The organism is Nonomuraea sp. IBHARD001, from assembly GCF_056106265.1.
The window spans coordinates 5577337-5590666 of the sequence record NZ_JBWBBW010000002.1; the positions used below are offsets into that span (position 1 = coordinate 5577337).

A 13330-nucleotide genomic window follows, 5' to 3' on the forward strand; every position below is an offset into this window, starting at 1 on the left:
CGCGTCCGGTCATGTGCTCTCCCCCTTCAAGGTCGCCACGATCACTTCCGCGATCGAAGGACCGATGCCGGGGACCTCACAGATGTCGGCCGCGGTGGCTTCTCGCAGCCTCTTCACCGATCCGAAGTGCTTGAGCAACGCCTGCCTGCGCGCCGGGCCGAGCCCTGGCACACGGTCGAGCTCGCTCTCCTTGACACTCTTGGACCTCTTGGCACGATGGTAGGCGATGGCGAAGCGATGAGCCTCGTCACGCACCCGTTGCAGCAGGTAGAGCCCCTCGCTGGTCCTCGGCATGATCACCGGCTGGTCGTCGCCCGGCAGCCAGACCTCCTCCAGGCGCTTGGCCAGCCCGCAGACCGCGACGTCGTCGACGCCGAGCTCGTCGAGCGCCCGCTGGGCGGCGGCTGCCTGGGCCGGACCACCGTCGACGACCACCAGGTTGGGCGGGTAGGCGAACTTGCGCGGCCTGCCGGTCTCCGGGTCGATCGGCCCCTCGACGGGCGCCCCCTCACCCCCGAGCGCGTCGCCGCCCAGCTCGCCCGTCGCCGAGCGCTCCTCCAGGTAACGCTTGAAACGCCGGGTGATGACCTCGTGGATCGAGGCGACGTCGCCCTCGGCCGACCGGACGGCGAAGCGCCGGTACTCGCTCTTGCGGGCCAGGCCGTCCTCGAAGACGACCATGGAGGCGACGACGTTCTCGCCTTGGAGATGGGAGACGTCGTAGCACTCGATGCGCAGCGGCGCCTGGTCGAGGTCGAGCCCCTCGGCGATCTCCTGCAGCGCCTTGCTCCTGGTGGTGAGGTCGCTCGCCCTGCGGATCTTGTGCTGGGCCAGCGACTCCTTGGCGTTGCGCTCGACGGTCTCCATCAGCGACTTCTTGTCGCCGCGCTGCGGCACCCTGACCTCGACCCTGGCGCCGCGCTGCTCGCTGAGCAGCTCGGCCACGGCCTCGGCGTCGGGCGGCAGCGCGGGCACCAGCACCTCGCGCGGCATCGCCTCGGCCGCCGACTCGCCGTACATCTGCAGCAGGAAGTGCTCGACCAGCTCGCCCGGTGTGGTCTCCTCGACCTTGTCGACGACCCAGCCGCGCTGGCCCCTGATGCGCCCTGCGCGTACGTAGAAGACCTGGACGGCGGCTTCGAGCTGGTCCTCGGCCAGGGCGATCACATCGGCGTCGGTGGCCTCGCCGAGCACGACGGCCTGCTTCTCCAGCGCCCGCTGCAGTGCGTTGACGTCGTCGCGCAGCCGCGCGGCCTTCTCGTAGGCCTGCTCGGCCGCCGCCTGGCGCATCTCCTTCTCCAGGCGCTTGATGAAGCGACCGGTGTTGCCCGCCATGAAGTCGCAGAAGTCCTCGGCCAGGTCGTGGTGCTCCTGCGGGGTCACCCGGCCGACACACGGCGCCGAACACTTGTCGATATAGCCCAGCAGACACGGCCTGCCGATCTGCCCCGCCCGCTTGAACACCCCCGCCGAGCACGTGCGCACGGGGAAGACGCGCAGCAGCAGGTCGACGGTCTCGCGGATGGCCCAGGCGTGGGAGTAGGGCCCGAAGTAACGCGTGCCCTTGCGCTTGGCCCCGCGCAGGACCTGGACCCGGGGGAACTCCTCGCCCATCGTGACGGCGAGATAGGGATAGGACTTGTCGTCGCGGTACTTCACATTGAAACGCGGGTCGTACTCCTTGATCCAGGAGTATTCGAGCTGCAGCGCCTCGACCTCGGTGCCGACCACGGTCCAGTCGACGCCGGTCGCGGTGGTGAGCATGGTCTGGGTGCGCGGATGCAGCCCCGCGAAGTCGGCGAAGTAGGAGTTGAGCCGCTGACGCAGGCTTTTGGCCTTGCCCACGTAGATCACCCGGCCGCCGGCGTCCCTGAACCTGTAGACGCCTGGGGAGTCGGGGATGGACCCGGGCTTGGGCCGGAAACTCAAGGGGCTCGCCACACCTCCAAGACTATCGGCCGCCACCGACAGCGCCGAAATCCACGACGAAGGCCCCCGTACGGCGAAGCTCCGCCGTACGGGGGGAAGGGGTCAGGCCAGTGAGATGGAGTCCCCACTGACCTTGATCGGCACTTCGGCCAGCGGCTCGGTTGCCGGGCCTTTGGTCACGGCGCCGTCGGCGACGGCGAACATGCTCTTGTGGCACGGGCACACGATCTGCCCGTCGGCCACACTGCCCACCGTGCAGCCCGCGTGCGTGCACACGGCGGTGAAGCACTTGAACTCCCCGGCCACGGGCTGGGTGACGACGACCTTCTGCTGCTTGAAGATCGTTCCGCCGCCCACGGGGATGTCGGCCGTCGTGGTCAGCGCGCCCGCCGCGTCCGCCGGAGGGGCGGAGGAGGCGGGCGCCGAGGACGCGGGCGTCGAGGCGGCGGGGGCCGAGGACGCGGTCGCGCCCGTTCCCGACGGCTCCTGGCTATCGCCACCGCAGGCCGCGAGTACCACGGCCAGGCCGCTCGCGCCGACTCCGGCGATCATCGCTCTACGGTTGTGCAGGTCATCTCGCATGCGATCAACCAACCGCACAGTGCTGAGAGGAATGTGAAAGAACGCGCGGTCCGTTACCGAGATTTCAGCCCAGCGAGATCGAGTCGCCTGTCACCGTGATCTTCTTGGCCGCCAGCGGCTCCGGCGCCGGGCCTCCCGCCACCGAGCCGTCGGCGATGCTGAACTTACTGCCGTGACACGGGCAGTTGATGGTGCCGTCGGCGACCGCGTCGACCGTGCAGCCCGCGTGCGTGCACACGGCCGTGAAGCACTTGAACTCCCCCGGCGTCGGCTGGGTGACGACGACCTTCTTGGCCTTGAACACCTTGCCGCCGCCCTCGGGAATCTCGGACGTGCTGGCGAGCGCCGCCTTCTCGCCCTTGCCCTTGCCCTTGCCTGCGGGCGCCTCGCTCCCGGGCTCCTGCTCCGGCTCGGGCTCCTCTGCCGCGCTGCCCGCCGGGTTGCCGTACCCGGCGCACCCCGACAGCACCGCGGCCAGTCCCGCGCCTCCCGCGCCGAGTACGACGGCCCTGCGTGTGGTCTCCGACATGGTGCGTTCCTCCCAGGATCCGGTACGGCCGACCGCCCGATGCCGGTTCAGCATGACCGAGACGCCCTCTGGGAACTATGCAGAAATACCCGCACACGAATACCGGCGCGCGAATACCGGCGCGCACGACCGCGTCAGAGAATGACGATCCCGTCGCCTTCGAGCCTGACCGCGAACTCCTTCAGCGGCGCCTCGGCCGGCCCCTTGAGGCACTTGCCGGTGTCGGCGGCGAACTCGCTGCCGTGGCACGGGCAGGTCATGATGTTGTCCTCGGGCCTGCTCACCGCACAGCCCTTGTGCGGGCAACTGGCGGTGAACGCCTTGTACACGCCCGAGGCGGGCTGGGTCACGACGATCTTCCACTGCGAGATCACCTTGCCGCCGCCCACGGGTACGTCCGCCGTCTTGGCGATGACCTGCCCCTTGATGCCCGGCGGCACGACGGCCTCCGCGGGCGTGCCCGAGCCGCACCCGGCCAGGGCCACACCGCACACGGCCACGCCCGCCATGCCCAGCGCCTCACGCCGCCCGAGTCCGGGCATGCCGGAACCCCGTCCTTCGCCAGCCATGTGTCGGCCCCTCCGCATGTCCCCCGCCGGCCCCCTGCAGGCCAGGCCCTGTTCGATGGCACCACTGTATTTCGCGGCCCCCCTGCCCCCGCATCCGCCCCGAGGGCGACATCGGCGGTGCCCGGCCTACCACGCAGGGGGGAGGCCGCCCTACGACGGCAGGGGTGCGCCGGGCCCCTGCGGCCGTCGTTTCCGGCGGCGCAGCAGCAGGAACGCCACCAGCGTCAGCATCAGCCCGAGCCCCGCGGCGCTCGCCCCGATCGTCACCACGGTCATGTCCAGCGCCGGGTGGGTCATCCGCGAGGAGCCGTCCGGCTGGGCGAGGAACTCCTTGCCCTTGTACTCGCGTGCCGTCACACCTGCGGCGGGCGGCCGGTTCGAGGCGGCGACCGCTCCCGCCGCGTCGACCAGGCCGTAGCCGATCTGCGGGCTCCAGCCGGTCTGCGGGTGCCTGGCCGTCGTGGTGAGGATCTTCCGTACCTGGAGCGGGGTGAGGTCCGGGTTGCGGGCGAGCATGAGCGCGGCCACGCCCGAGGTCAGGGCGGCGGCGGGCGAGGTGCCGTTGCCCGAGGCGTAGCCGCCCACATTGCGCGCGGCCCAGATGTCGACGCCCGGCGCCGCCACCGTCGTGGTCGCCTTGACCGTGGAGAACTCGGCCCGGCTGAGGTCGGGGCCGAGCGCGGCCACCGAGATCACGCCCGGGTAGGCCGAGGGGAACTGCGTCCTGTTGCTCTCGTACTCGCCGCCGTTGTTGCCCGCCGAGGCGATGACGACCACACCTTTGTTGAGCGCGTAGGCGACGGCCGACGCCTCGGTGTCGACATAGGCGAAGATCGCCGAGTCGCCGGTCCCGAGCGACATGGAGATCACCTTCGCACCGTGGTCGACGGCGTACCTGATCCCCTGGGCGACCGGGCTGTCCCGCCCCGCCTCGGTCTTCTTGATCCGCTTGAAGTCCGGATCGTCCAGGTCGGTGATCACCCGCAACGAGAGCACCTTGGCCTTCGGCGCCACCTTGAGCACCGAGTACGCCATCGCCGTGCCGTGCACGCCCCACAGTTTGGAGCCTCGCTTGACGTCCCCCGAGAAGAAGTCGGGACCTTCGGTGACACGTCCTCGCAGGGCGGGGTGCCTCTTGACGACCCCGGTGTCCAGCACGGCGACGGTGACGCCTTCACCTTGACTCGACCGATGCGCCGCCGGGAGGCCGAGCGCGGCCGCCTCCCAGCCTCGGGGGGCTTGGGTACGGGTTCGGGGCTGGGTTCGGGAGTCCTGGGTCGTCTGGGGCTGGAGGGCTTTCGTCTGGGGCTGAGGGGCTGCGGCGGCACGTGCCCGGACAGGCGGCGCATCCTGCGGCCCCGACGCCGCTGCTACGGCCTGCGTCTCGCCTGCGAGCACTGGCTCCGGCTCCGCCGCAGGCAGCAGGACGGCCGTCGTCATGGCGGCGGCGAGCAGGAGTACGGCCCTGCCCCTCGATCGGCCGGTCACCGCGTGCTTCCCTTCGGCGTGGGGCTCTGGCTCCGGCCAGGCCGGAGAGCGGGCTCGATCTGCAGTTCGCTCAGGTACGAGGAGAAGGCGTAGGACAGGTCCAAGGCCGTCTCCCGCCACGGGACACGTTCGGCGCCAGGCCGCTTGCTACGCCAGGGGGAGGGCAGGTCGGCCGCCATCCGGCCCTCGGTCGACCCCATGGACACGGCCACGACATGGTCGATCGACAGGTCGATCACCGCGCTGCCCGCCACCGCATTGCGCCTGGAGTCACGCCACTGCGCCGCGACCGTCCCCGGCACCGCGTACGCCTTGACCCCCATGTCCGGATAGTTCGCCGACTTCTCCTCCTCCAGGTACGCGCTCAGGTCCCGCTCGGCCGCCTCGTCCCTGAGCGCGATCACCGCCACCGTGCCGACGAACGCGCCCGTCGGGTCGGTGTACGTCGCCCGCAGCACGCCCTTGCACCCTTGGGCCTTGGCCTCCTTGAGCAGGTCACCGCTCAGCCCCGCCTCACACGTGGTCTGCGGCGCGATCCCCAGCCGTACCCACTGCGCATGCTCGACCGCGGTCTGGTCGAACCTGGCCGAGGCCTTCCTGCTGATCCGCTCCGGAAAGATGTCCGCCGCAGGCACATTCCGCCACAGATTCCGCCAGAACGCCGTGTTCCGAATCTCCTGCTGCCCGTTCCCCCACGCATGCACCACCACCGCCCCACCCCCCAAAACCAACAAAACCCCCAGCCCCGCCAACGCCACCCCCAACAAAACCCGCCCAATCCCATTCTTAACCACCCCACCCTGCTGTCCCGCTCCCGCCCCCGACCCCGGTCCCAGCCCCGCCCCTGCCCCTAGCCCTGGCCCTGGCCCGCCCAACTGCCCGTAGCCACCTTGCTGCCCGTAACCCCCCTGCTGCCCAGGCTCACCCTGATGCCCAAGCCCACCTTGCCGCCCAAGCCCACCCTGATGCCCGAACCCGCCCTGATGCGCATAGCCGCCGCTCTGCTGCGTATGCCCACCGGCTTGCTGCCAGGGCCCGCCATAGTGCCCGTCACCGACCTGCGGCCCCAAAACCCCCGGATGCCCATACCCCTGCCCATACCCCACGCCCTGCCCGTACGGCATGCCCTGCCCATGCAGCGCCTCCTGCCCGTACGGCACACCTTGGCCGTATGCCTCACCCGAGGGCAATCCCCCACCCTGGGGATGCACCCCGCCAACCCCAGGCACATTCACCCCAACCGGAGGCACCCCCACCGGCGGCACACCAGCCCCCGGCCGAGCCCCGGCCGGATAGGCCCCTTGCCCAACCATCCCCGGATACCCGACCCCAGCCCCAGGCTCGGCATACCCGGCAGCCCCAACCTGTCCTGCAGACCCGCGCTGCCCTCCGGTCCCGACATTCCCAGCAGGCCCGACATGCCCACCAGGAACCCCGGAATCCCCAGAAGCACCAGAACCTCCCGAGCTCCCAGGACCTCCAGAACTCCCGGAACCTCCAGGCATCACAGACTCACCCGGTTGACCCGGAACAGGGGGCTGGCCCATCGAGCTCCTGACAGAGGCGAAAACAAGTCAGGACACCATATCGGCCACACCCCCACCACGTTCCCCACAACCGGAACCGCGACAGAAGTCCGAAATATCCGGAGCTACACCCCCAAGATCTTCCGCAGGAACCGCCCGGTATGACTCTCCTCGACCTGCGCGATCTCCTCAGGCGTGCCGGTCGCCACCAGCGTGCCGCCCCGCGACCCGCCCTCCGGCCCCATGTCGATCACCCAGTCAGCCGTCTTGATCACGTCAAGGTTGTGCTCGATGACGATCACCGTGTTGCCGCCGTCGACCAGCCGCCCGAGCACGCCGAGCAGCCGCCGGATGTCCTCGAAGTGCAACCCGGTCGTCGGCTCGTCGAGCACGTAGATCGTGCGCCCGGTGGAACGCCGCTGAAGCTCGGAGGCGAGCTTGACCCGCTGCGCCTCACCGCCGGACAACGTCGTGGCGGGCTGCCCCAGCCGTACATATCCCAGCCCGACGTCGTTGAGCGTCTGCAGATGCCGCTTGATCGCCGGAATCGCGTCGAAGAACGCCAGCGCCTCCTCGATCGGCATGTCGAGAACCTCGGAGATCGTCTTGCCCTTGTAGTGCACCTCTAGCGTCTCGCGGTTGTAGCGAGCGCCGTGGCACACCTCACAGGGGACGTAGACGTCCGGCAGGAAGTTCATCTCGATCTTGATAGTGCCGTCACCCGCGCACGCCTCGCAGCGCCCGCCCTTGACATTGAAGCTGAAACGCCCGGGCTGGTACCCGCGCACCTTCGCCTCGGTCGTCTGGGCGAACAGCTTGCGCACATGGTCGAACACACCGGAGTACGTCGCGGGATTGGAGCGAGGCGTGCGCCCGATCGGCGACTGGTCGACATGCACGACCTTGTCGACCTGGTCCATGCCGTTGATCCGGGCATGCCTGCCTGGCACCGTGCGGGCGCCGTTGAGCTCCTTGGCCAGGGCGTTGTAGAGAATGTCGTTGACCAGCGTGGACTTGCCCGACCCGGAGACACCGGTCACCGCCGTGAACACACTCAGCGGGAACTCGATGTCGACGCCCTTGAGGTTGTGCTCGCGCGCCCCCTTGACCGTGATCTGCCGCTTCTTGTCCCGCTTACGGCGCTTGTCGGGGATGGCGATGCTCCTGCGCCCTGACAGGTACGCCCCGGTGAGCGACTCCTCCGAGGCCAGCAGGTCCTCGACCGTGCCCGAGACGACGACCTGCCCGCCGTGCTCGCCCGCGCCGGGACCGATGTCGACCACCCAGTCGGCCGCCGCGATCGTGTCCTCGTCGTGCTCGACGACGATCAGGGTGTTGCCCATGTCGCGCAGCCGGATCAGCGTCTCCAGCAGCCGCATGTTGTCACGCTGGTGCAGCCCGATCGAGGGCTCGTCCAGCACGTAGAGCACGCCGACCAGGCCGGAGCCGATCTGCGTGGCCAGCCTGATGCGCTGCGCCTCGCCTCCGGCCAGCGTGCCGGAGGCCCGGTCCATCGTCAGATAGTCGAGCCCGACGTCGAGCAGGAAGCCCATCCTGGCGTTGATCTCCTTGACCACACGCTCGGCGATGTGCATGTCACGCTCGGACAGCGTCAGGTCGGCCAGGAACCTGGCGCACTCCCCGATCGACATGCCCGAGACGTCGGCGATCGACCTGCCGGACACGGTCACGGCCAGCGAGACCGGCTTGAGCCGTGCGCCCTTGCAGGTCGGGCACGGGATCTCCCGCATGTAGCCCTCGAAGCGCTCGCGCATGGCGTCGCTCTCGGCCTCGGCATGCCTGCGCTGCACCCAAGGGATGACGCCCTCGTAGGTGGTGTAGTACGAGCGCTGCCTGCCGTAGCGGTTGGAGTAGCGGACGTGGACCTGCTCCTCGTGCCCGAACAGCAGCGACTTCTGCGCCTTCTTCGGCAGCTTCTCCCACGTGGTGTCGAGATTGAAGCCCATCGTCAGGCCGAGCGCCTCGATCAGCCGTACGAAGTATTCGCTGGTGTGGCCACCGGCCCACGGGTTGAGCGCGCCGTCGCCCAGCGTCTTCTCCGGGTCTGGCACGACGAGGTCGGGGTCGACCTCCATCTTGGTGCCGAGCCCGGTGCAGTCGGGACAGGCCCCGAACGGTGAGTTGAACGAGAACGAACGCGGCTCCAGCTCCTCGAACGACAGATCGTCGTAGGGGCAGTAGAGGTGCTCGGAGTAGAACCGCTCCCTGCCGGGATCGCCCTCGGGCAGGTCGACGAACTCCAGCGTGATCGTGCCGCCCGACAGCTGCAGCGCGGTCTCGACCGAGTCGGTCAGCCGCCGCCGCGACGACTCCTTGACCGAGAGCCTGTCGACGATCACCTCGATGTCGTGCTTCTCGTACTTCTTCAGCGTCGGCGGCTCCTCCAGGCGGATCACCGTGCCGTCGACGCGCGCCCTGGCGAAGCCCTTGGTCTGCAGCTCGCGGAAGAGCTCGGCGTATTCGCCCTTGCGCCCGCGCACGACGGGGGCCAGCACCTGGAACCTGGTGCCCTCCTCCAGCTCCATCACACGGTCGACGATCTGCTGCGGCGTCTGCCTGGCGATGGGCCTGGCGCAGACGGGACAGTGCGGCTTGCCGATGCGGGCCCAGAGCAGGCGCAGGTAGTCGTAGACCTCGGTGATCGTGCCGACGGTCGAACGCGGGTTCTTGCTGGTGGACTTCTGGTCGATCGAGACGGCGGGCGACAGACCTTCGATGAAGTCGACGTCGGGCTTGTCCATCTGACCGAGGAACTGCCTGGCGTAGGCCGACAGCGACTCGACGTAGCGGCGCTGGCCCTCGGCGAAGATCGTGTCAAAGGCGAGACTCGACTTGCCCGAGCCAGACAGGCCGGTGAAAACGATCATAGAGTCTCGCGGGAGGTCCAGCGAGACGTCCTTGAGGTTGTGCTCTCGTGCGCCACGCACGATCAGGCGGTCAGCCACGGTGATCCCGATGTCGAAGGTCTGGATAGGTCCACGGGGGATGCTAGAGGGTGGGTCCGACAGTTTCCGGTGAGAGCGCACGGGCCCCGGGGAGAGACGGCTCCCACAGGGCGCACCGCCCGGCTCCGGGCAACGCGCGTCTCCATCAGACTACGGGTTTCATCCGCCCCCGTCGGCGCCCTTGACGTTTCAACCATACGAACAGCCCGCTTATGCCCGACCACGTGCCGCTCACGTGCCCTCGCGCGGGCCACTCGATTCCCGTCCGCATACGGTACGCCCTTCGAGCACCGTCCCGCACACACGTTCGATCGATTCACCGAGATTTCCATGTGATGAAGTGTCTCCATGACGCTGACCGACACTTTGCGAGCCGAGCTGGCCGCGGCCACCGAGCGCCTCCTGAGCGCGTCCGACGACCTCACCGACGCCGACGTCGCGGCCCCCTGCGCCCTGCCCGGCTGGAGCCGGGGCCACCTGCTCACCCACGTCTCCCGCAACGCCGACAGCATCGTCAACCTGCTCACCTGGGCCAGGACCGGCGTCCGGACCCCGCAGTACCCCTCGCAGCAGATCCGCGACGCCGAGATCGAGGCGGGATCCGGACGCCCGGCCGCCGAGCAGCTGGCCGACCTGCGCGCCAGCGCCGACCGGCTGGCCGTGGCCCTGGCCGAGCACCCCGCGCAGAGCTGGTCGTCACGGGTCGAGGCGCTCAGGCCGCCGCCGCACCCGGCCTGGTACCTCCTGGTACGCCGCCTGCGCGAGATCGAGGTGCACCACGTCGACCTGGCCCTGGCCTACTCCCCCGCCGACTGGCCCACGCCGTTCCTCACCACGGAACTGCACGACATCGCGGCCACCTGGGACACGGCGACCAGCACGGTCGGCGGCCTGCGCCTGCTCGACGTGGAGCCGGGCAGGCCGCCGCTGGAGTGGAAGGACCTGGGCCGGGGCCCCGTGGTGGAGGGCGACGCGCGTGCCGTACTGGCCTGGCTGATGGGGAGGTCGTGGGGCGAGGGTCTTAGAGTGGCCGGGAACGGGCAGGGATCGGCCCGCAAGGCGACGGGACAGGCCGTTCCCGACGCACCCCCGTGGATGGCGCTGACCAGCCCGATCGGGCTGCCCGCCGATCCACCGGCCGGATACCCGGGAGACGAGCGCACCGACCGGCCGTAGTCACGGCGCACTTCGAGGAGCATGCGATGACCTATACCGGCAATGTCGCGGCGGGCGGTCCCGCCGACGTTCGCGAACTGCCCGGCCTCACGATCGCCAAGCTGGAGGTCGGTTCGTTCGGCAACAACGCCTACCTGCTGCGATGCGCCGAGACGGGCGACGGCCTGCTGATCGACGCCGCGGCGGACGCCGACAGGCTGCTGGCCCTGATGTCGCAGGCGCCGGTCACCACGATCGTGACCACGCACCAGCACCCCGACCACTGGCAGGCGCTCGAACAGGTGGCCAAGGTGAGCGGCGCGACCACGATCGCCCATCCGCTCGACGCCGACGGGCTGCCGGTGCCGATCTCGCGCCTGGTCGAGCACGGCGACAGGATCACGGTGGGCATGCGCTCGCTGGAGGTGATCCACCTGCGCGGGCACACGCCGGGCTCGATCGCGCTGCTCTACGACGGCGGCGGCGCCGAGCAGCACCTGTTCTCGGGCGACTGCCTGTTCCCCGGCGGCGTCGGCAACACGTGGAAGGACCCCGAGCGGTTCGAGGCGCTGTACACCGATGTCGTGGAGCGGGTGTTCGACCGGCTGCCCGACGAGACCTGGGTCTACCCGGGCCACGGCGGCGACACCACACTGGGCGCCGAGCGGCCCTCGCTGCCGCAGTGGCGCGAGAGGGGCTGGTAGGCGGGGTTCAGCCGGTCAGGATACGGGCGATCAGCGTCGCGGCGGCCTTGGGGTGCTCGGTGCTCTCCACGACCTCACCCCACGACCATCGGTAGAACCAGCCCTGCTCCATGGCCACGCAGTCGACGGTCTCGGTGAGCAGGGCGGTGACCCCGTCGCCCACCCGGAGCGAGGGCGGATCGGTGCGAAGAACGACGCTCAGCCCCCTGCTCTCCAGCTCGTCGGCGAGTTTGCCGAGGAAGTAGGTGCGGGTGTGCTCTCGCGGCGCGACCGGCATGCCCCCATTCAAGCCGAAGCGCCGCCCGCCGTACAACGACGACGCCCCGCCACCCTCGTCAGGAGGGCGGCGGGGCGTCGTGGCGTGAGGTGGGTCAGCCGCCGATGCGCTCGGCTTCCTTGCGTTCCTTGCGCTGCTCGCGCTTGAAGAACAGCATGCGCAGCGGAATGGCCGTGACCAGGGCGATCTGCATGGCCGCGCCGATCATGATGGGCGTGTCGCCGCCTTCGGGCCAGGCGGCCCACACGGTCAGGCAGGCCACATTGATCATGATCCAGGCCAGCACGACGGCGGCGAGCTGCCCCTTGGGCTTGGGGTACTCGATCCGGCTCACCATCAGCCAGGCCACACCGAGCACGGCGGCCAGCGAGAACCAGTTGGGCTTGAACAGCAGCACGATGGCCACGACGGTCATCGCGCCCATGGGGATCGGAAGCCCCATGAAGTCGCCGCTCTTCGTCTTGACGCAGGCGAACCTCGCCAGCCGCACACATCCGGCGATCAGTACGGAGGCGGCGGCGGCGATCACGGCAGGCAATGGGAGCGTTCCGGTGAAACCGCCCCAAATGACGATCATGAAGGCAGGCGCGAACCCGAAGCTGATCACATCGGCCAGATTGTCCAGCTCGGCCCCCATCGCCGAGGCGCGAAAACGCCTGGCGACCAGCCCGTCGAACAGGTCACAGGTGGCGCCGATGAGCAGCAGCACGACGGCCGTGGCGAAGTAACGAGGATCGGGAACGAACCCGGTGCCCTCCTTCAGCGCCTGGATGGCCGAGGACGCGAGCACGCAGACAGCGAGGAAACCGCACAGCGCGTTGCCTAGCGACAACGAGTCGGCGGCCGACAGGCGGAAGGCCTTGCCTACGGGACCGCGGGGCTCCTCCTCCTCGGCTCCTCGCCAGTCTGCGTCAGCCGCGGTCAAGGCGTGTCACCCCAGCCACCGTCTTCTCCCCCACGGAGACCGCGGGCGAGATGCCTTCGGGCAGATAGACGTCGACCCTGGAACCGAACCTGATCAGGCCGATCCGCTCGGTCTGGGCGACCTTCACACCGGCGCTCAGGTACGGCACGATCCTTCGCGCCACCGCGCCCGCGATCTGCACCATCTCGATGTCACCGAGCGCGGTCGCGAAATGCCACACCACGCGCTCGTTCTGGTCGCTGTCCTTGTTGAACGCCGGCAGGAACCCACCTGCCACATGCTCCACGGACGTGATGGTTCCCGCAAGGGGGGCCCGGTTGACGTGCACGTTGAGCGGTGACATGAAGATGGCGACGCGGGTGCGCCCGTCCGGCCACGGGTCGATGCTCTGCACGACGCCGTCGGCGGGCGAAAGCACCCTGCCCTGCCCGGGAGTGCGCTCGGGGTCGCGGAAGAACCAGAGCATTCCTCCCGTGAGCGCGGTCAGCGGTACGGCCGCGAGCGCCCAGCGCCGGTCACGGCGGCTGAGCAGCGTGGTCGCGGCGGCAGCCGCCACGGTCGGGAACAGCCACGGAGAGACGCCGCGTGCGAGCCGCACACGGCCGGACTTGTGGCTAGCAGAATCGTCTGACACGGACAACCTTTGGTGGTGACTACGGACTAGGCGCTTTGCCGCGAAT

General features: G+C 69.5%; 12 protein-coding genes. 2 read left to right on the plus strand and 10 right to left on the minus strand.

Translation table 11 applies throughout. The features are described 5' to 3' along the window. Positions 1-9 precede the first annotated feature (9 nt). The 7 genes from uvrC to uvrA form a co-directional block, all read right to left on the minus strand. Complete coding sequence (uvrC, locus tag ACTWNK_RS27470) at positions 10-1941, minus strand: excinuclease ABC subunit UvrC (protein ID WP_474307432.1); 1932 nt, start codon at positions 1939-1941, stop codon at positions 10-12. Positions 1942-2031: 90 nt separating this feature from the next. Next, positions 2032-2481, minus strand: a complete 450-nt coding sequence (locus ACTWNK_RS27475) for a Rieske (2Fe-2S) protein (protein WP_474307433.1) — start codon at positions 2479-2481, stop codon at positions 2032-2034. A 94-nt stretch (positions 2482-2575) separates the two neighbouring features. Further along, positions 2576-3040 carry a Rieske (2Fe-2S) protein gene (locus tag ACTWNK_RS27480; protein WP_474307434.1) on the minus strand — a complete coding sequence of 155 codons (465 nt, stop codon included), beginning with the start codon at positions 3038-3040 and terminating at the stop codon, positions 2576-2578. A gap of 134 nt (positions 3041-3174) precedes the next feature. After that, positions 3175-3609, minus strand: a complete 435-nt coding sequence (locus ACTWNK_RS27485; RefSeq protein WP_474307435.1) for a Rieske (2Fe-2S) protein — start codon at positions 3607-3609, stop codon at positions 3175-3177. Between the two features lie 150 nt (positions 3610-3759). After that, on the minus strand, positions 3760-5097 hold the full coding sequence (locus tag ACTWNK_RS27490; protein WP_474307436.1) for a S8 family peptidase: 1338 nt from the start codon (positions 5095-5097) through the stop codon (positions 3760-3762). After that, complete coding sequence (locus ACTWNK_RS27495) at positions 5094-5732, minus strand: hypothetical protein (protein WP_474307437.1); 639 nt, start codon at positions 5730-5732, stop codon at positions 5094-5096. The genes ACTWNK_RS27490 and ACTWNK_RS27495 overlap by 4 nt, the downstream gene beginning before the upstream one ends. A gap of 1016 nt (positions 5733-6748) precedes the next feature. After that, positions 6749-9589 carry an excinuclease ABC subunit UvrA gene (gene uvrA / locus ACTWNK_RS27500; RefSeq protein ID WP_474307438.1) on the minus strand — a complete coding sequence of 947 codons (2841 nt, stop codon included), beginning with the start codon at positions 9587-9589 and terminating at the stop codon, positions 6749-6751. Between the two features lie 348 nt (positions 9590-9937). On the opposite strand from uvrA, the gene ACTWNK_RS27505 reads away from it, so the two are divergent. Both ACTWNK_RS27505 and ACTWNK_RS27510 read left to right on the plus strand, forming a co-directional pair. After that, positions 9938-10765, plus strand: coding sequence for a maleylpyruvate isomerase family mycothiol-dependent enzyme (locus ACTWNK_RS27505; protein WP_474307439.1), 828 nt, complete (start codon positions 9938-9940; stop codon positions 10763-10765). A 26-nt stretch (positions 10766-10791) separates the two neighbouring features. Continuing rightward, a complete protein-coding gene (locus ACTWNK_RS27510) occupies positions 10792-11448 on the plus strand; it encodes an MBL fold metallo-hydrolase (protein ID WP_474307440.1) in 657 nt (218 codons plus the stop codon). A gap of 7 nt (positions 11449-11455) precedes the next feature. Here the strand turns inward: ACTWNK_RS27510 and ACTWNK_RS27515 are convergent, their stop codons facing one another. From ACTWNK_RS27515 to ACTWNK_RS27525, 3 genes are all read right to left on the minus strand, one after another. Continuing rightward, on the minus strand, positions 11456-11725 hold the full coding sequence (locus ACTWNK_RS27515; protein ID WP_474307441.1) for a hypothetical protein: 270 nt from the start codon (positions 11723-11725) through the stop codon (positions 11456-11458). 94 nt (positions 11726-11819) lie between these two features. Further along, on the minus strand, positions 11820-12650 hold the full coding sequence (gene pssA, locus ACTWNK_RS27520) for a CDP-diacylglycerol--serine O-phosphatidyltransferase (protein ID WP_474307442.1): 831 nt from the start codon (positions 12648-12650) through the stop codon (positions 11820-11822). After that, complete coding sequence (locus ACTWNK_RS27525) at positions 12637-13284, minus strand: phosphatidylserine decarboxylase (RefSeq protein WP_474307443.1); 648 nt, start codon at positions 13282-13284, stop codon at positions 12637-12639. Before ACTWNK_RS27525 ends, pssA begins: the two co-directional genes overlap by 14 nt. Between the last annotated feature and the right edge of the window lie 46 nt (positions 13285-13330).

What these genes read in the sequence shown, in the direction of transcription:
- ACTWNK_RS27475 (WP_474307433.1), bottom strand. Translation starts at nt 2,481, where the DNA reads ATGATCGCCGGAGTCGGCGCGAGCGGCCTGGCCGTGGTACTCGCGGCC.
- ACTWNK_RS27480 (WP_474307434.1), bottom strand. Translation starts at nt 3,040, where the DNA reads ATGTCGGAGACCACACGCAGGGCCGTCGTACTCGGCGCGGGAGGCGCG.
- ACTWNK_RS27485 (WP_474307435.1), bottom strand. Translation starts at nt 3,609, where the DNA reads ATGGCTGGCGAAGGACGGGGTTCCGGCATGCCCGGACTCGGGCGGCGT.
- ACTWNK_RS27505 (WP_474307439.1), top strand. Translation starts at nt 9,938, where the DNA reads ATGACGCTGACCGACACTTTGCGAGCCGAGCTGGCCGCGGCCACCGAG.
- ACTWNK_RS27510 (WP_474307440.1), top strand. Translation starts at nt 10,792, where the DNA reads ATGACCTATACCGGCAATGTCGCGGCGGGCGGTCCCGCCGACGTTCGC.
- ACTWNK_RS27515 (WP_474307441.1), bottom strand. Translation starts at nt 11,725, where the DNA reads ATGCCGGTCGCGCCGCGAGAGCACACCCGCACCTACTTCCTCGGCAAA.